Source organism: Microbacterium awajiense, from assembly GCF_039536545.1.
In the GTDB taxonomy this organism is placed as follows: Bacteria; Actinomycetota; Actinomycetes; order Actinomycetales; family Microbacteriaceae; genus Microbacterium; species Microbacterium awajiense.
The window spans coordinates 594,073-611,784 of record NZ_BAAAYU010000005.1 but is presented as its reverse complement, the minus strand read 5'-3'; the positions used below and the strand labels follow the sequence as shown (position 1 = coordinate 611,784).

At 69.2% G+C, this 17,712-nt stretch carries 15 protein-coding genes; 5 read left to right on the top strand and 10 right to left on the bottom strand.

Annotated elements, in window-relative coordinates; genetic code table 11:
• Positions 1-151: 151 nt before the first annotated feature.
• A complete protein-coding gene (locus ABD663_RS09540; RefSeq protein ID WP_344737860.1) occupies positions 152-3,226 on the top strand; it encodes a S8 family serine peptidase in 3,075 nt (1,024 codons plus the stop codon).
• Positions 3,227-3,287: 61 nt separating this feature from the next.
• On the opposite strand, the gene kynA is transcribed toward ABD663_RS09540, so the two are convergent.
• On the bottom strand, positions 3,288-4,145 hold the full coding sequence (gene kynA, locus ABD663_RS09535) for a tryptophan 2,3-dioxygenase (protein WP_344737858.1): 858 nt from the start codon (positions 4,143-4,145) through the stop codon (positions 3,288-3,290).
• Between the two features lie 31 nt (positions 4,146-4,176).
• Entirely contained in the window at positions 4,177-4,434 is a 258-nt protein-coding gene (locus tag ABD663_RS09530) for a glutaredoxin domain-containing protein (RefSeq protein ID WP_344737856.1), read from the bottom strand.
• Positions 4,435-4,509: 75 nt separating this feature from the next.
• Here ABD663_RS09530 and ABD663_RS09525 point away from each other — a divergent pair, with 75 nt between their 5' ends.
• Complete coding sequence (locus ABD663_RS09525; RefSeq protein ID WP_425561774.1) at positions 4,510-5,652, top strand: glycosyltransferase; 1,143 nt, start codon at positions 4,510-4,512, stop codon at positions 5,650-5,652.
• Between the two features lie 182 nt (positions 5,653-5,834).
• Here the strand turns inward: ABD663_RS09525 and ABD663_RS09520 are convergent, their stop codons facing one another.
• Entirely contained in the window at positions 5,835-7,622 is a 1,788-nt protein-coding gene (locus ABD663_RS09520; RefSeq protein WP_344737854.1) for an LVIVD repeat-containing protein, read from the bottom strand.
• Positions 7,623-7,863: 241 nt separating this feature from the next.
• Here ABD663_RS09520 and ABD663_RS09515 point away from each other — a divergent pair, with 241 nt between their 5' ends.
• The 3 genes from ABD663_RS09515 to ABD663_RS09505 are packed head-to-tail and all read left to right on the top strand — an operon-like array spanning position 7,864 to position 9,544.
• Complete coding sequence (locus ABD663_RS09515) at positions 7,864-8,271, top strand: (deoxy)nucleoside triphosphate pyrophosphohydrolase (RefSeq protein ID WP_344737852.1); 408 nt, start codon at positions 7,864-7,866, stop codon at positions 8,269-8,271.
• A 47-nt stretch (positions 8,272-8,318) separates the two neighbouring features.
• Entirely contained in the window at positions 8,319-9,035 is a 717-nt protein-coding gene (locus ABD663_RS09510) for a DUF305 domain-containing protein (RefSeq protein ID WP_344737850.1), read from the top strand.
• Positions 9,032-9,544 carry a glycine cleavage system transcriptional repressor gene (locus ABD663_RS09505; protein ID WP_344737848.1) on the top strand — a complete coding sequence of 171 codons (513 nt, stop codon included), beginning with the start codon at positions 9,032-9,034 and terminating at the stop codon, positions 9,542-9,544. The genes ABD663_RS09510 and ABD663_RS09505 overlap by 4 nt, the downstream gene beginning before the upstream one ends.
• Positions 9,545-9,556: 12 nt before the next feature.
• Here ABD663_RS09505 and ABD663_RS09500 read toward each other — a convergent pair whose 3' ends face one another.
• The 7 genes from ABD663_RS09500 to ABD663_RS09470 all read right to left on the bottom strand — a co-directional run bounded on the left by ABD663_RS09500 (position 9,557) and on the right by ABD663_RS09470 (position 17,624).
• Complete coding sequence (locus ABD663_RS09500) at positions 9,557-11,098, bottom strand: molybdopterin-dependent oxidoreductase (protein ID WP_344737846.1); 1,542 nt, start codon at positions 11,096-11,098, stop codon at positions 9,557-9,559.
• A gap of 76 nt (positions 11,099-11,174) precedes the next feature.
• Positions 11,175-11,978, bottom strand: coding sequence for an aldolase/citrate lyase family protein (locus ABD663_RS09495; protein ID WP_344737843.1), 804 nt, complete (start codon positions 11,976-11,978; stop codon positions 11,175-11,177).
• The gene (locus ABD663_RS09490; protein WP_344737840.1) at positions 11,963-12,748 is read right to left on the bottom strand and encodes a 2-keto-4-pentenoate hydratase; all 786 of its coding nucleotides are present in this window, start codon (positions 12,746-12,748) and stop codon (positions 11,963-11,965) included. The genes ABD663_RS09495 and ABD663_RS09490 overlap by 16 nt, the downstream gene beginning before the upstream one ends.
• Positions 12,748-13,911: a 3,4-dihydroxyphenylacetate 2,3-dioxygenase gene (gene hpaD, locus ABD663_RS09485; protein ID WP_344737838.1), complete on the bottom strand. Its 1,164-nt coding sequence runs from the start codon at positions 13,909-13,911 to the stop codon at positions 12,748-12,750. Before hpaD ends, ABD663_RS09490 begins: the two co-directional genes overlap by 1 nt.
• A gap of 1 nt (position 13,912) precedes the next feature.
• Entirely contained in the window at positions 13,913-15,433 is a 1,521-nt protein-coding gene (hpaE, locus tag ABD663_RS09480; RefSeq protein WP_344737836.1) for a 5-carboxymethyl-2-hydroxymuconate semialdehyde dehydrogenase, read from the bottom strand.
• Entirely contained in the window at positions 15,430-16,134 is a 705-nt protein-coding gene (locus ABD663_RS09475; RefSeq protein WP_344737834.1) for a GntR family transcriptional regulator, read from the bottom strand. The genes hpaE and ABD663_RS09475 overlap by 4 nt, the downstream gene beginning before the upstream one ends.
• On the bottom strand, positions 16,131-17,624 hold the full coding sequence (locus ABD663_RS09470) for a fumarylacetoacetate hydrolase family protein (RefSeq protein ID WP_344737832.1): 1,494 nt from the start codon (positions 17,622-17,624) through the stop codon (positions 16,131-16,133). Before ABD663_RS09470 ends, ABD663_RS09475 begins: the two co-directional genes overlap by 4 nt.
• Positions 17,625-17,712: the final 88 nt, after the last annotated feature.

The following is a 17,712-nucleotide window of genomic DNA, read 5'->3' as shown; positions in this document are numbered from 1 at the left end:
TCGGCTTAGAGTTCCCTGTGTAGGCGCTCGACGAGGAGCGTCTTCGTCCTTTCCTACGAGGGAGTGTTCGTTGAATCATCGACTACGCAGTATCGTCTCGGGCATCGTCGCGGTCGCGGCGGTGCCTGTTCTCGTTCTGGGCGCAGCGCCCATGGCCTCCGCGGCGCCGGGACTGAGCGACCCGGCACCGGTGCCGATCCCCGACGGGGCGCTCGACCCCACCGTCGAGGCGCCCGAGCCGCTCGGGCTGTCGACCAGCCTCGAGGGTGCGACCGGAACGGTCGAGGTGACCGTCCGTCTCGCAGAGCCGTCGATCGCCGAATCGGTCACCGACGGCGCCCTCGCCGAGGGCAAGGCACCCTCGAAGGGCGTGCAGAAGGCCAAGAAGGACAAGGTGGCCGGCCAGCAGAAGGCCTTCGCCGCACAGGCGAAGAAGCTCGGCGTCACCGAGCTCGGCAGCACTCAGCTCGCCGCGAACCTCGTGGCCGTCTCGGTGGATGCCTCGAAGCTCGATGACCTCGCGGCACTGCCCAACGTCATCTCGGTCACGCCCATCGCGCGATACGAGACTCACTCCTCCACCAGCGCGGATCCGGCCGAATCGGGCAGCCTCGCCCAGGCGATCGAGTACGTCGAGGCGGCGGCGCTGCACGACGACGGCTACGACGGCAGCGGCGTGAGGGTCGCCGTGCTCGACTCGGGCATCGACTACACGCACGCCAACCTCGGCGGTCCCGGCGACGTCGACTTCTACAACACGTGCTTCGCCGGGGCATCCGCACCCGTGACCGGCGCGTGCGCGGACTACTTCGGACCGGGCGCGCCCAAGGTCAAGGGCGGCTGGGACTTCGTCGGCGACGCCTGGCCCAACGGCGCGGTGGTCGAAGACGCGAATCCGATCGACGCACCCGGCGTCGCACCGTGGAACGGCGGCCACGGCACGCACGTCGCCGACATCATCGGCGGCCGCAGCGCGGATGGGACGCACCTGGGCATCGCGCCCGGCGCCGACCTCTACGCCGTCAAGGTCTGCTCGTCGGTGGCGACCTCGTGCAACGGTGTCGCGATGCTGCAGGGCCTCGACTGGTCGCTCGACCCCAACGGCGACGGCGACATCTCGGACGCGGTCGACATCGTCAACATGTCGCTCGGTTCGTCGTACGGCCAGGACCAGGACGACTCGTCGTTCGCCGCGGCCAACCTCGTGCACGCGGGCATCGTCGTGGTCGCGTCGGCCGGAAACTCGGCCGACCGCCCGTTCATCGTCGGTTCGCCCTCGTCGGCGCCCGGCGTGATCAGCGTGGCGCAGACGGCGCTGCCGGACGACCTGCAGTGGGTCATCACGACTGACCGCGGCATCACGATCAACCGGTCGGTGCACCAGTCGTGGTCGCCGCAGCCCGACGGCGTGATCTCGGCGCCGCTGGTGCGTCCCACCGACGCCGGCGGCGTCGGCTGCTCCGAGGGCGCGTTCTCGGCAGACACGGCGGGCAAGATCGCCCTGATCTCCCGCGGTACGTGCAACGTGTCGGACAAGGCCCTGTTCGCGCAGAAGGCGGGCGCGATCGCCGCGATCATCTACAACAACGTCGCCGGTGACGCTCCGAGCTTCAGCTTCGGCAGCGCCGAACCGGTGACGATCCCGACACTGACGATCACCCAGGCGTCCGGCATCGAACTGGTCACCGCGCTCTCGTCCGGCCCGGTCGTCGCCACGATCGATCCGGCGACGGCGATCTCGCTGGCCAACACGATGGTCGGCACGTCGAGCCGCGGCGTGACCGTGACCGACAACCGCGCCAAGCCCGACATCGGAGCACCCGGTGCCTGGCTGTCGGCCGAAACGGCCACGGGTGACGAAGAGACCAACTTCGGCGGCACCTCGGGTGCGGCCCCGGTGGTCTCGGGTGCGGCGGCGCTGCTGATCGACAAGTTCTCGTCGGCGACGCCGGCCGAGATCAAGGCGCGACTGCTCAACGCCGCGGACTCCTCCAACACCACGCCGACCGCGACCGGCTTCGATGTCACCCCGATCTCGCGTATCGGCGCGGGTGAGGTGCGCGTCGCGCCGGCCGCCGCAGCCGTGGGCTGGTTGGCCGGCCCTGACGGCGCCGGCAACGTCGGGTTCGGCATCCCCTCGGTCACGGGCGTCTATGAGACGACCATCGAGGCGTCGATCACCAACACGTCGAACAAGAACGAGAAGTACTCGTTCGACGTCTCCTTCCGCGACCCCGCCGACGAGGCGTCGGGTGCGGTCTCGGTGCGCGTGACCCCGTCGGGCGGTGTCGTGCCCAAGGGCAAGACGCAGAAGCTGAAGGTGCATCTCAAGATCGACGGCTCGAAGCTCGCGGACTGGCCTTTCGACAATGTCGGATCCAACGGCGACGGAACGACGCTGAACGCGCCGGAGTTCGACGGATGGATCACGGCCACCGGCGCAGGCGAGAGTCTGCAGCTCGGCTGGACGGTGCTGCCGCGCAAGGCGGCCGAGGTCACCGCGCCCGACTCGGCGAAGGTCAAGAACGGTGAGGCGTCGCTGCGGATCGCCAACAAGTCGAGGGTGGCTGCGGGCCCCGTGGACATCTTCGGACTGACGGGCACCAGCCCGCAGCTGCCGGCGACCGACGCGGGCAGCCCCGGCAGCAACGCCGCCGTCATCGACCTCGCCGCGACCGGCGTGCGCGAATCGGGCTCCGTCCTGCAGTTCGCGATGGCGACGTACGAGCGCCGCACGGTGCTGACGTACCCGGCGGAGTTCGACGTCTACATCGACACGGACAACGACGGGACCGATGACTACGTGCTGTACAACGCCGAGGCCGGCGGGTTCGCCGCGACCGGTCAGTCGATCATCTACGTCGTCGACCTCAGTGCGGGCACGCAGGCGGCGTACTACTACAACATCGGCGGTTTCGATTCGTCGACCCAGGTGTTCACGGTGCCGACAGCGGCGCTGGGACTCACCGCGGGTCAGACGTTCGGGTTCAGTGTCTATGCGTTCGACAACTACTTCACCGGCGCTCTCACCGACGCCATCGAAGGACAGTCGTACACGGTGGGCTCCCCGAAGTACACGCCGGTCGGGTCGACCGTGCTCGAGCCCCGCGAGAACCTCACCCTGCCGGTGAGCGTCGCGGACGTCGACGGCACCAGTGAGACGGGTCTGCTGCTGCTGTACGGCAGCGCGGCCGAGGACGACTGGGGCACCGTCGTCATCGAGTAGTCACGACGACGAGGGCCGGGTGGGGCATGCCCCACCCGGCCCTCGTGCGCGAGGGTGGCGATCAGGAGATCTCGGTGCGTACCGCGAGCAGCTCGGGGAAGAAGGTCAGTTCGAGCGCCCGGCGCAGGAACGGCACGCCGCTCGACCCGCCGGTGCCGGTCTTGTGACCGATGATGCGCTCGACGGTCTTCAGGTGGCGGAAGCGCCAGAGCTGGAAATTGTCCTCGAGGTCGACGAGCTCTTCGCACGTCTCGTAGGCCGCCCAATGGGTCGACGGATCCGCGTAGATCTCGGTCAGGATCGGCACGAGGTCGGCGTGGAACGTCCAGGCCTCGGTGACATCGCGGTCGAGGATCTCGGCGGGGATCGGGTAGCCGGCGCGCGCGAGCAGGCGCAGGAACTCGTCGTAGAGGCTGGGCGACTCCAGCGCCTCGCGCACGAGCGCGAGGGCAGGGGGATCCGCGTCGAAGACGCGCAGCATGCCGGCGTTCTTGTTGCCGAGGGTGAACTCGACCGCCCGGTACTGCGCCGACTGGAAGCCGCTGGAGTTGCCGAGTACGCCGCGGAACTGCACGTACTCGGCCGGAGTCAGGGTCGCCAGCACCGACCATTGCTCGGTGAGGGTCTTCTGGATGTGCTTGACACGTGCGATGCACTTCAGCGCCGGCGAGAGCTGATCCTCGCGCAGCAGCCGGCAGGCGGCGCCGAGCTCATGCAGCACGAGCTTCAACCACAGCTCGGTCGTCTGGTGCTGGATGATGAACAGCAGCTCGTCGTGGTGCTCGGGGTCGCTCAGCGGCCGCTGAGCCGACAGCAGTGTGTCGAGGTCGAGATAGCCGCCGTAGCTCATCCGGTCGGCGAAGTCGGTGACGACCGACCCCTCGATGGTGCGGGTGTTGCGTTCGACGCCTTCGCTCATGCCCTCAGGCTACTGAGCGCGCCGCGCCGTGTCAGAGAAGGGCGAGCTCGCGCAGCTTGGCCTCGACGTCGGCGTTCGACGGCTCGACCTGGTGCGACGAGTCGGGGTACACGACGACAGGGATGTTCGTGCGGCCCGAAATCTCGCGCGCCACGTCCGCCGCGGCGGGGTCTGCCGCCAGATCGACGTACGTGTAGTGGATGCCCAGGGTGTCGAGCTGGGTCTTGGTGCGGATGCAGTCGCGGCACCAGTCGGCGCCGAACATGGTGATGGTCGAGTTCGAGGTCATCCTTCCATTCTCGGGCATGGATGCTGGGCGGGCGCCGGATGCCGGCGCGGCCCGCACATGCGACGATGGGACGCAGTGCAGCTCTCGATCATCGTCCCCACCTTCAACGAGGCTCCGAACGTCGCGGAGCTGATCCGCCGCGCCTCCGAGGCGCTGGAGGGCATCGACGCCGAGATCGTGTTCGTCGACGACAGCACCGATGCCACCCCCGACGCCATCCGCGACGCGGCCGCGTCGACCGACGTTCCCGTGCGGATCATCCACCGGGATCGCCCGACGGGCGGCCTTGGTGGTGCGGTGATGGCGGGAATCGCGGCGGCGCAGGCGGATGCCTGTCTCGTGATGGACGGCGACCTGCAGCATCCGCCCGAGACCATCCCCGATCTGTTCGATCGTTTCGAGCAGGGCGACGTCGATCTCGTGATCGCGTCGCGCTACGCCGGCGGCTGGGCCACCGGGGGGCTGGCCGATAAGCGCCGCATCCTCGTGTCGAAGCTTTCCACCATGCTCACGCGCGCGATGTTCCCGATCCGGCTGTCGAACGTGAGCGACCCGATGACGGGCTTCTTCCTCATCGACCGCGGCTGTCTCGACGGCGCGCCGCTCAAGCCGCGCGGCTTCAAGATCCTGCTCGAGATCCTCGCCCGCAAGAACCTGAGGGTCGCCGAGGTGCCGTTCGACTTCGCTCATCGCTCTGCCGGCGATTCCAAGGCGACGCTGCGTCAGGGCGGGCACTTCATCATGCAGCTGACCGCGCTGCGCTTCGGCAAGATGTCGCTGTTCGCCGTGATCGGCGGACTCGGGGCCGTCGTCAACCTGGCGATCATGTGGGGGCTCACAAGCCTCGGCGTCGACTACATCATCGCGGCGATCATCGGCGCCGAGACGACGATCATCGGCAACTTCCTGATGCAGGAGCGGTTCGTCTTCCACGACATGCGAGGCGAGGCGTCCACCGTGTGGGTGCGCTTCGCGAAGTCGTTCACGTTCAATAACGCCGAGGCGCTCATCCGCATCCCCGTGCTTGCGGTCATGGTCGAGTCCTGGCACTTCCTGCCGGTCATCGCTGCCGCCATCACGCTCGCCGTCGCGTTCATCGTGCGCTTCGTCTTCCACTCGCTGGTCGTCTACGCACCCCGTCGACCCGGTGCGCCGAGCCGCGCCCGCCGCATCGTCGAGGAGATCGACGATCAGGCGATGTCTCCTGGCGAGCTGTAGACGCCGCACTCACGACCCTCGGAGATCTCCGCGAACTTCGGACCATCCGGGGCGAAGGCATCCGACGTCCGCGTGATTCTCCGCACTTCGTGAACAGCGACTGCACGCAGAAGCACCCCGGGCCCAGGGCCCGGGGTGCTTCTGTGCTGTGAAGTCCGGTCGCGGTACCGGACGTCACTGCGTCAGCCGAGGGTGGCTGCCAGGTCATTCACCGCCTGGACCACCGCAGCGTCCGCAGCTCCCTTGCGCGCTGCGTTCGTCAGCTGAGCGACGATCGCACGGTCCGAAGCGGACGTGCTCATCAGGTGCTCGGCCTGGTCGAGGCTCTTGCGAACCTGCTTCAGGTCGTTGCCGCTGAGGGTGCCGGCGCGCTCGGCCTGGTCGACGTACGCACGGGCGAGCGTGACGCTCGGCTCGTGGGTGTACATGACCTGACCCTGCACATTGATCTCAGGGAACTGAACCATCGCGGCCGCCGCGATCTCGTTGGCCGACAGCATGTCGCTCGGCGTGAGCGCGAACGAGTCGAATCCACGCTGGATCTCGCTGCCGAGCACGTTGCCGTTGTACCAGTAGGTCGACCAGTAGCCGCCGAGCACCAGGCTCGTGGGGCTGATCGGGCCGCGGTCGAAGTACGCGAGCTCAACCGGGTTGGCGCTGTCGGTGAAGTCCCACACCGAGAGTCCGCCCTGGTACCAGGCCTGGACCATGACGTCGCGGCCGGGGATCGGGATCAGCGAGCCGTTGTGGGCGACGCAGTTCTCCTGCGACGTCTGGATCACCGGCAGCTTGTAGTAGCTGGCGAACTCGAGCTTGCCGTCCACGATGTCGAAGATCGCGTCAGCGCCCCACGTCTCGGGGTCGCTCTCGCGGCAGCGTGCGCCGCTTCCGCCGCCCCACTCGTCCGTGAAGACGACCTTCGTGCCGTCGTTGTTGAACGTGGCCGAGTGCCAGTAGGCGAAGCCGGGGTCGGTGACCGCGTCGATGCGCACCGGGTTCGCCGGGTCGCTGATGTCGATCAGGATGCCGTTGCCCTCGCACGCACCGGCGGCGAGCCCGATCTCGGGGTAGGCCGTGATGTCGTGGCAGGCGTCGGTGAGCGACGTCGACTGCGTTCCCGTGCCGTGGTTGCCGCCAGCCCACAGTCCGTGCTGGTTGCCGGTCTCCTGGTTCTGGAACAGGCGGGCCTTGTTGACGACGGCGGCGGTCTCGGGAGCCGCGAGCGGCACCTTGATGACCTCGACGAGGAACCTCGACGTGTAGATCATCTCGCCGTTGGCGTCCACGTACGCGGCAGGGTTGCTCGACGCCGGGCTGTCGGTGCATCCCTCGAGCTCGGAGCCCGAACGGATGCTCGACGTGCCGGACACGTAGATGTAGATGTTCTCTGCATCAGCGGGATCGGTCACGACGGTGTGCGTGTGCGAACCGCGGCAGGTCTGGACCGTGGCGATCTGCTGCGGGTTGGCGAGGTCGCTGATGTCGAAGATGCGCACGCCGCGGAAGCGCTCGGGGTTCACGCTGCCCGATGCTCCCTGGTCGCCGCAGTCGAGGCGACCGCTGGTCTGCTCGACCGACATGAAGAGGAGGTCGCCGTAGACGGAGACGTCACCCTGACCGCCGGGACACACGAACGAGCCGTCCAACGCGGGCGCGGCCGGGTCACTGATGTCGTAGACCTGGAAGCCCCAGTAGCTGCCCACGATCGCGTGGTCGCCGGTGAAGGTCAGGTCGGAGTTGTACGCACCGGAGTTCGCGGCGAACGGGCCCTCCTTGGGCAGCGATCCGAGCAGATCGATGTTCGACGCAGCCTGCTCGGCGTCGTAGAAACCGGCGCCGAGACCCTCGCGGGGGTCATCGGCAGCGGTCGCCGCAGTGGCGCCGAGCATCGATGCGCCGAGCACGATGGCTCCGACGGCGGCGACGGTGCGCTTGCGCCATCGCGGTGAGTGGGTGGAACGGATTGTCATGGCGGGGGCCTCCCTGGGCGAATTGCACACTCTCGTATGTCTAGACACTTCGCCGACCGGAGGACTGCCGCTGGGGACGGATCATCCAGCGGTAGACGCAGTTGTCTGTATGAGGAATCTATTACTAAGTCCATGCAAATCGCCAGCCTTTTATGAGGAGATTTGTGTAAGGTGCGCGTCACGATCGACTTTGGAGATGCAAAGTGGGCGCTCATCAGCCCTTCCTGGCAGGATCGGTGTCATGCCCCGCCAAGACCCCCCGCTCGAGGTGGTCGCGGCCGTCGTCGTCGACCACGGCCGCGTCCTCGCCTGTCGGCGTGCTCCGGGTCGGGCGGCCGCCGGCCGGTGGGAGTTTCCCGGGGGCAAGATCGAGCCTCATGAGACGGCAGAGCAGGCGCTGCGCCGTGAGGTCCGCGAGGAGCTCGGCATCGAGGTGCTCGATGCGCGCCCGTTCACGTGCGATGACACTCCGGTCGACGGTCGCGTCATCCGCCTGGTGTGCTTCCACGTGCGTCTCGCCGCAGCGCCGCCGACGGTCAGCACCGATCACGATGCACTCGCGTGGCTGGGTCCCGACGATCTCGACAGCGTCGACTGGGCGACGCCCGATCTGCCGGCGGTGGCGAAGCTGCGCGAGACGACCTGGTGACGACCGTGGCCGTCTCGTGATCGGCAACGCCGCAGAAATGACGCACAATGCTGAGAGCGCACTCGACGGTGCGGTTCGAGGAGGAGACCGGAGATGACGGAATGAAGTGGCTCGCACGAACCGGCGGCGCGGCGACGGTGATCGCGCTCGCGGTCGGGCTCGCCGCCTGCACCGGCTCGGAGGACGACGTGCCCGAGGCCTCGGCGCCGATCGTCCAGTTGGGTGCTCCGGGCGAGGACAACCGCACCCTGTCGCCCGAGGAGGCCGCCGAACTCGCGAGCCCGCCGCACACGGCGGTCGACGTCGACTTCGTGCGGGACATGCTGCACCACCACACGCAGGCCATCCAGATGACCGGCTACGTGCCCGACCGGGCCGGCGATGAGGACGTGAAGCTGCTCGCCGAGCGGATGGAGCTCAGCCAGACCGACGAGATCGTGCTCCTCGAGACCTGGCTGCGCGAGCGCGGCGAGCCGGTGCGCGATCCCGACGCCGACCACGCCGACCACGCGGCCGACATGCCGGGCATTCTCACCGACGCGCAGCTCGCGCAGCTCGAAGCCGCGAGCGGGGACGAGTTCGATCGCCTGTTCCTCGAGTTCATGATCTTCCATCACCAGGGCGCGATCGAGATGGTGCACGACCTGTACGACGCGGGCGGTGGTCTCGAAACCGAGATCGACCGCTTCGCTCTGCACGTCGAGGCCGACCAGGACATCGAGATCAAGCGCATGGAGCAGATGCTCGCTAGCCTGAACGGGTGACCTCACTCGTCCTCACCGTCGTCGGCGACGATCGCGCCGGCCTCGTCGCCGCGGTCGCAGACATCGTCGACGCACACGGCGGCAACTGGGAGAACAGCGAACTGGCCGAGCTCGCCGGTGCGTTCGCCGGGGTGATCGAGGTCTCGGTGACCCCCGACCGCGTCGACGAACTCCGAGACGCGCTGTCCGGCATCGACGGGCTGACGGTGGCGGTGCACGCGGGGCGCGAGGCGGATGCCGCAGCCGCGGTGGACCGCGACATCGAGCTGACGGTGCTCGGCAACGACCACCCCGGCATCGTGCGCGAGGTGACGGCGGTGCTGCGCGGACACGACCTCAGCATCGACCGCATGACCACGCACACCAGCGAGACGGCGATGTTCGGCGGTCGCCTGTTCGAGGCGACCGTCGTCGCGCGCGTTCCGGCATCCGTCGACCTGTCGGCCGTGGCCGCCGACCTCGAGCGGCTGGCCGCCGAGATCCAGGTCGACGTCATCGTCGCCGAGTGACCGCGTCTGCGCTCAGACGACGGTGACGAGGATGCGCTGCCATCCGGTCGCGCCGTCCGGGGCGATCGGCGTGCGGTCCTGCACCTGCAGCTCGCCGTCGCGGTTCACCGCGCGCACCGTCGCGAAGTGGGTGCCCGGGGTGGCCTCCCACTCCAGCATCCACTGCACCCACGTGTCGGTGTTGACCGGCGTGGACAGGGTCGCTTTCTGCCAGTCGCCGTCGTCGATGCTCACCTCGACGCGCTCGATGCCGACCGTCTGCGCCCAGGCCACGCCCGCGAGGGCGACCGTGCCGGCGTCGACGCGCGAGCCCGCCCGCGGGGTGTCGATGCGCGAGGCGAACTTGATCGGCGCGCGGGCGGAGTACCCTCTCGGCGTCCAGTACGCCTCGTCGTCGGCGAAGGTCGTCACCGTCAACCGCTCGAGCCACTTCGTCGCCGACACGTAGCCGTACAGTCCGGGCACCACCATGCGCACCGGGAACCCGTGCTCGACCGGCAACGGCTCGCCGTTCATCGCGACCGCGAGGATCGCGTCGCGCCCGTCGTCGGTGAGCGCCTCCAGGGGCGTGCTCGCGGTGAAGCCGTCGACGCTGCGTGAGAGCACCATGTCGGCGTCGCTGTGCGGCACCGCCAGTCGCAGCAGGTCGCGCACGGGTACGCCCCACCACTTCGCTGTGCCGACGAGGTCGCCGCCGACCTCGTTCGAGACGCAGGTGAGGGTGATCGCGTACTCGTCGAGCCCACGCTCCACCAGGTCGTCGAAGGTCAGCTCGATCTCCTCGTCGACCATCCCGTCGATCGTGAGCCGCCACGTTCCGGGGTCGATGCGGGGCGGATCGAGCGCCGTGTCGACGCGGTAGAACTCGGCGTTGGGCGTGAACAGCGGCGAGATGCCGTCGACCTCGAGCTCAGCACCTGCGGGTACCGGTACGCGACCGGCGGGCTCGGGCAGCCGCAATGCTCGGCGCGCGCTCGCGATCGAGGTGCGCACTCCGTTCGCCATCGTCGCGCCGACGCCGACGAGCACGGCAGCGGCCGCAGAGACACCGGTCGCAACGAGGAACCGACGACGATCGCCGGGACCGCGCTCGGCGCCGTCGGTGCTGCCTGCCCACCGCCGCAGTCGCATCGACAACTCGACGAGCAGACCGCACGCCACGATCGCACCCACCACCGGCGGGATGAGCGACAGCGCCGACGCGCCGGCCCTCGTCAGAACGGCCGCCGTCGCCCCCGCGCACGCGATGGCCAGCAGTGCCACGCCCGTCGGCGGGCGCCGCAACTGGAGGATGCCGGCGATCGCGGCACCGAGCACCCCGGCCAGCCCCAGTGAGCCCAGCAGCACCGCCTTGTCCCACGTGCCGAAGGCTGTGATCGCGAACTCCTTGACCGGCTGCGGCACGATGTCGATCACGAATCCGCCGACCGCGAGCAACGGGTTCACCGTCGGGTCGACGATCAGCGCCACTAGCGCGGATGCCGCGAGGAAGGCCCCCGCGCTGACGATGCCGACCAGCGCGGCCCAGCTTCGAGCGTGAATGCGTCGCGACATGGTCCTCTCCCTCTAGGTGCACTGGTTGTTCGCAGTGATACACCGGATCGGATTGGAGGACCAGTCGCGCCCGGGGTCAGTAGCTCGCGCGCTCGCCGCCGTCGGCGGCGTCGATGAAGCGCGTCGCGAGGGCTTCGGAGCCGCGTGCCAGCAGCGAGACGTCGGCCCCGACGAGGATGAACGCCGCGCCCGCCTCGAGGTACGCGTCGGCCGTCTCCGGGTCGAACGCGTTCACGCCGACGGGCTTGCCGGCTGCGATCACTGCGGCGAAGGCCGAGCGAACGGCCGCGACCACGTCGGGGTGGGTCTGGGCTCCGAGGAGGCCCATCGATGCGGCCAGGTCGCTCGGGCCGACGAAGACGCCGTCGACGCCGTCGACGGCGGCGATCTCGCCGGCCGCAGCGACCGCGTCCGCAGTCTCGACCTGCACGAACAGCGACACATGCGCATCGCCGTCGGCGAGGTATCCGTCCACGCGGTTCCACCGTGCCGAGCGACTCAGCGCCGAGCCGACGCCCCGGCGGCCGCGGGGCGGGTAGCGCACCGCCTCGACGGCGGCTGCGGCATCCGCTGCGCTGTTCACCATCGGCACGAGCAGGTTCTGCGCGCCGAGGTCGAGCACCTGCTTGATGACGACCGCGTCGCCGATCGGAACGCGCACGACCGGCGTCACCGGGTACGCGGCGACGGCCTGCAGCTGCCCGAGCACCGACTGGGGGCCGTTCGGGGCGTGCTCCATGTCGATGAGCAGCCAGTCCAGGCCTGACCCCGCAGCGATCTCGGCGACCAGCGGCGAGCCGCTGCACACCCACATGCCGGCAAGCGGTCGGGAGGCCTCGCCGAGCGCGTCGCGAAAGGTCGGTGTCAGACGAAGCGGCATGAGATGGTTCCCATCGGTCCGAAGTCGCAGTGCACGGCATCGCCGCGCGAGACCCACATCGGCCTCGTGAACGAGCCTGCCAGGATGATCTCCCCCGCCTCCAGATGCGCGCCGTGCTGGTGGAACTTGTTCGCCAGCCACGCGACGCCGGTGGCGGGGTGGCCGAGCACGCCGGCGGCGACGCCGGTCTCTTCGATCTCGCCGTTGCGCGAGAGCACGCCCGGCACCCAGCGCAGATCGACCTCGTCGGGTCGACGGTGCACGTCGCCGAGCACCATCGCGCCGTAGGCGGCGTTGTCGCTGATGGTGTCGACGATCGTGCGGCCCTCCAGCTCGATGTGCGAGTTCAGCACCTCGAGTGCGGGAACGGCGTAGTCGATCGCGGCCAGTGCGTCGTCGAGTGTGCAGTCCGGGCCGGCCAGCGGCGTCTTCAGCACGAACGCGAGCTCGACCTCGATGCGCACGTTCGAGAAGTGGTCGACGGGGATGTCCGCTCCGGAGTCGTAGACCGTGTCGTCGAACATGACGCCGTAATCGGGCTCGCTGATGCCCGTGGCCTGCTGCATCGCTTTCGACGTGAGGCCGATCTTGCGGCCCACCAGGCGCCGGCCCGCCGCCAGGTTGCGGTCGCGCCAGACGCCCTGGATCGCGTACGCGTCTTCGACCGTGGCATCCGGATGCCGCGCGGTGATGCGCGGGATGACCGAATGCGTGCGGTCGGCCTCGGCCAGCTCCTCGGCCAGCTGCGCGATGGTGTCGGAGGAGAGCATCAGAGTTGGTGGCCGAGCTTGTACTCGCCCTGTTTCCACGTCGGCATCTCGTCGGCGTCGTCGGGGCGGGTGTAGCTGAAGCCGTCGGCGCCGATCGTGACCGCCATCTCAGACGAGTCGGTGCGCGCGACCACCGGCTGCGGGTTCCCGTCGAGGTCGAGCACGAGGGATGCCTCGGTGTACCACGACGGCACCACGGGGTTGCCCCACCAGTCGCGCCGCTGGTTGTCGTGCACGTCCCACGTGACGACCGGGTTGTCGGGGTCGCCGGTGTAGTAGTCCTGCGTGTAGATCTCCACGCGGTGGCCGTCGGGATCGCGCAGGTACAGGTAGAACGCGTTCGAGACGCCATGGCGCCCGGGACCGCGCTCGATGCGGTCCGACATGCGCAGGGCGCCGAGCTTGTCGCAGATCGCGAGGATGTTGTGCTTCTCGTGCGTGGCGAACGCGACGTGGTGCATGCGCGGGCCGTCGCCGCCGGTCATCGCGGTGTCGTGCACGGTCGGCTTGCGGCGCATCCACGCCGCATAGACCGTGCCCTCGTCGTCCTGGATGTCTTCGGTGACGCGGAAGCCGAGATCCTGCATGAACTTCACGGCGCGCGGCACATCGGGGGTCACCTGGTTGAAGTGGTCGAGTCGCACCAGCTCGCCCGGCGTGTGCAGGTCGTACCGCCACGACAGGCGCTCGACGTGCTCGGTCTGGAAGAAGAACTCGTAGGGGAAGCCCAGCGGATCGGTGACGCGCACCGACTCGCCGATGCCCTTCGTCCAGCCCTCGGCCCGGCGCTCGACGCGGCATCCGAGTTCCTCGTAGAACGCAACCGCCTTGTCGAGGTCTTCGGCCGCGCGCACCCGATACGAGAACGCGGCGACGGCGGCGATCTCGCCTTGGCGCAGCACGAGATTGTGGTGGATGAACTCCTCGGTCGAGCGGAGGTAGACGGCCTCGGCGTCCTCTTCGGTGACGTACAGGCCCAGCACGTCGACGTAGAACTTCCGGGATGCCGCGAGGTCGGTGACGACGAGCTCCATGTAGGCGCAGCGCAGGATGTCTGGCGCCGGTGCCTGCGGGGTCGGGACGGGGTTGTCGGTGTGGATCGGAGCCTCCTGGCTCACGAAGAAGCCCGACGAGGTCAGGGTCATTCCGTCGCGGTGGCTCATGTCAGGCTCCCTTGCCGAACGTGGGGTTGTGGACTTTGCCGAGCGTGATGTGCACGGCCTGCTGGTCGGTGTAGAAGTCGATCGAGCGGTAGCCGCCCTCGTGGCCCAGCCCCGACGCCTTGACCCCGCCGAACGGGGTGCGCAGGTCCCGCACGTTGTTGGAGTTGAGCCACACCATGCCCGCCTCGACCGCCTGCGAGAAGTTGTGGGCGCGCGTGAGGTCGTTGGTCCAGATGTACGCGGCGAGACCGTACTTGGTGCCGTTCGCGAGAGCCAGTGCCTCTTCGTCGGTGTCGAAGGGGGTGATCGCGACGACGGGACCGAAGATCTCCTCCTGGAAGATGCGCGCGTCGGGTGACACGTCGGCGAACACGGTCGGGGCGACGAAGTTGCCCTCGTCGAACCCGTCGGGGCGGCCGCCGCCGGCGACGAGGCGTCCTTCAGTCTTGCCGATCTCGATGTAGCCCATCACCTTGTCGAAGTGCTCGGGGTGCACGAGCGCCCCGACCTCGGTCGCGGGGTCATGCGGGTATCCCACGACGACGCGCTCGGCCTGGGCGGCGTAGCGCTCGACGAACTCGTCGTACACCTCGCGCTGCACCAGGATGCGGCTGCCCGCGGTGCACCGCTCGCCGTTGAGCGAGAAGACCCCGAAGATCGTCGCGTCGATCGCGGCGTCCAGGTCGGCGTCGGCGAACACGACGGCCGGCGACTTGCCGCCGAGTTCCATCGACAGGCCCTTCAGGAAGGGGGCGGCATTGCCGAAGATGAGCTGGCCGGTCGAGCTCTCGCCGGTGAACGAGATGAGCGGCACGTCCGGATGCTTCACGAGCGCGTCGCCGGCGTCCTCACCGAGGCCGTTGACGAGGTTGAAGACTCCCCGCGGCAGACCCGCCTCTTCGAAGATTCCCGCCCACAGCGATGCCGACAGCGGTGTGAACTCGGCGGGCTTGAGCACCACGGTGTTGCCGGTGGCCAGTGCCGGACCGAGCTTCCACGACTCGAGCATGAACGGGGTGTTCCACGGTGTGATCAGGCCCGCCACGCCGATGGGCTTGCGGTTGACGTAGTTGATCTGGCGCCCCGGCACCTTGTAGGTGTCGTCGGACTGCGCCACGATCAGGTCGGCGAAGAAGCGGAAGTTCTCGGCGGCTCGACGCGCCTGCCCGAGGGCCTGCGTGATGGGCAGACCCGAGTCGAACGACTCGAGCTCGGCGAGCCGCGCGTCGCGCGACTCGACGATGTCGGCGATGCGGTGCAGGATGCGCGAGCGCTCGCGCGGCAGCATCCGGGGCCAGGGGCCCTCCGTGAACGCCCGGCGCGCGGCGGTCACCGCGAGGTCGATGTCGGCCTTCGTGCCGGCTGCGGCCTGCAGGTAGGTCTCGTTCGAGACCGGGTCGAGCACGTCGAACGTCGCGCCGTCGACCGAGTCGACGAAGGCGCCGTCGATGTAGTGCTGGATGCGGGTGGGCAGATCGTCGGGAACGTGCCGCGACGACGTCGCCTGTGCGGTGTCGGTCATGAGGGAGCTCCTTCGGTGGAGGTCGTGTGGTCTTCGGGGTGGCGCGACGCGATGAAGGCGTCCATCGTGCGCCAGCGGTGCCGGCGCGCAGCCAGCTCGATCTCGGTCGGATCGGCCCGTGCGCGGATGAGCTCGATGATCTCGGCGTGCTCCTCGACGGAGTGGCGGGCGCGTCCCGGTACGAACGCGAACGTCGAGTCGCGGATGCCGGACAGCCGGTTCCACCCGCGGTGGACGAGGTCGAGCAGGTGCGGATTGGGGCACGGTTCGAACAGCACCGAGTGGAACCGCTGGTTGAGCTGGGTGAATTCGTGCGCGTCGAAGTGGTCGAGCAGCCGCTCCATGCGCCGGTTCACCTCGAGCGCGCGGTCGAGGTCGTCGTCGCTCAAGCGGGCTGCCGACAGCGCCGTGGCCGCACCCTCGACGACCCCGAGCGTCTGCATCGTGAAGACGTACTCGCTCTCGTCGACGACGGCGACCCGGGCGCCGACGTTGCGCTCGAAGGTCACCAGGCCCTCGGCCTCGAGCCGGCGGACGGCCTCGCGCACGGGCACGACGCTCATGTCGAGGGCCTCAGCGATGGTGCCGAGCACGAGACGGTAGCCGGGGCCGTACTCGCTGCGGGCGATGCGCTCGCGGATCCACGCGTACGCGCGCTCCGACTTGCTCGTGACGTCGGTGGTCGCGGTGGGCGTGCTCATCGGCCGGTGTCCTCGCGGTAGCGACGGCGCCAGTCGTCGTTCATCGGAAACAGCCCGTCGACGGGGTGCCCCTCGGCAACGCGGGCGGCGATCCAGGCATCCTCGTCCTCCTGCGCGATCGCGGCGTCCGCGACCTCCTCGGCGAGGGCGGGTGGGATGACGATCACCCCGTCGGCATCGCCGACGATGACGTCACCGGGCTGCACCGTCGCCCCGCCGCACGCGATGGTGAGGTCGGTGTCCCACGGCACGTGCCTGCGACCGAGGACGGCGGGGTGGGCGCCCGAGGAGTACACCGGGATGCCGACCGCGGCGACCGCGTCGTGGTCGCGCACCCCGCCGTCGGTGACGATGCCGGCTGCACCCCGGGCGTGGGCGCGGAGGGCGAGGATGTCGCCGAGCGTTCCCGATCCGCGCTCGCCGCGGGCCTCGATGACGATGACCTCGCCCTCGCCGACCGCGTCGAATGCGCGCTTCTGGGCGTTGTAGCCGCCGCCGTGGCTGGCGAAGAGGTCTTCGCGGTGGGGGACGAAGCGCAGCGTGCGGGCGGTGCCGACGAGCTTGGCGCCCGGATGCATCGGGCGCACGCCGTCGAGCGTCACGTTGTTCAGCCCGCGCTTGCGCAGCTGCTGCGAGAGGCCGGCGACCGGGGTCTTCTCGAGCTTGGTCCGCAGTGCGGGTGACAGGCCGGCCGCCGCCACCGGCAACCCCGCCGCCTCGCGCGAGCCCCACGCCTCGGCCCGCTGTGTGTCGTCGACGCGGGGCAGCGACCCTAGGGAGGGGTCGAAGGATGCGGGTGCCTCGGCGACCCTGGACACCAGGCGCCCCGTCGTCGGCGCGCCCTCAGCGGTCGGGGCATCCACCTCGACTTCGACCACATCGCCGGGCACGACGACCGATGAGCCCGCGGGGGTTCCGGTGAGGATGATGTCGCCGGTTTCGAGCGTGAAGTGCTGCGCGAGGTCGGCGACGATCTGCGCGAACGGGAAGATGAGGTCGGCCGTGGTGTCGTCCTGGACGAGCTCACCGTCGACCCAGGTGCGCACCCGGAGTGCGGCGGGGTCGACCGCGCGGGCGTCGATGAGGCCGGGGCCGATGGGTGTGAAGCCGTCGCGCCCCTTGGAGCGCACGTTCGAGCCGCGGTCAGCGGCACGCAGGTCGTAGAGCCCGAAGTCGTTCGACGCGGTGACCCAGCCGACGTGGTCCCAGGCATCCTCGAGCGACACGTCGCGCGTCGGCCCGCCGATGACGAGTGCGATCTCGCCCTCGAACGCGAGCAATTCGGTGCCTGCGGGGCGGTCGATCGTCGCACCCGAGGCGGCGACCGAACTCGACGGCTTGAAGAAGTACGACGGATGCTCGGGCCGTCGGCCGCGCTGAGCGGCGCGCGACTCGTAGCTGAGGTGGACGGCGATGATCTTGCCGGGCCGGGTCGGGAGAGCGGCGAATCGCGGGTCCACGGCGTCGGCCGGAGTGGGGTCGATGGTCATGAGCTCCCTCGCTCTTGCGTCGTATCCGAAATCGTATATGATCCTCGAACGGGTGGCAAGGGTCGCAGGACCCGAGCCGGGGACAGTG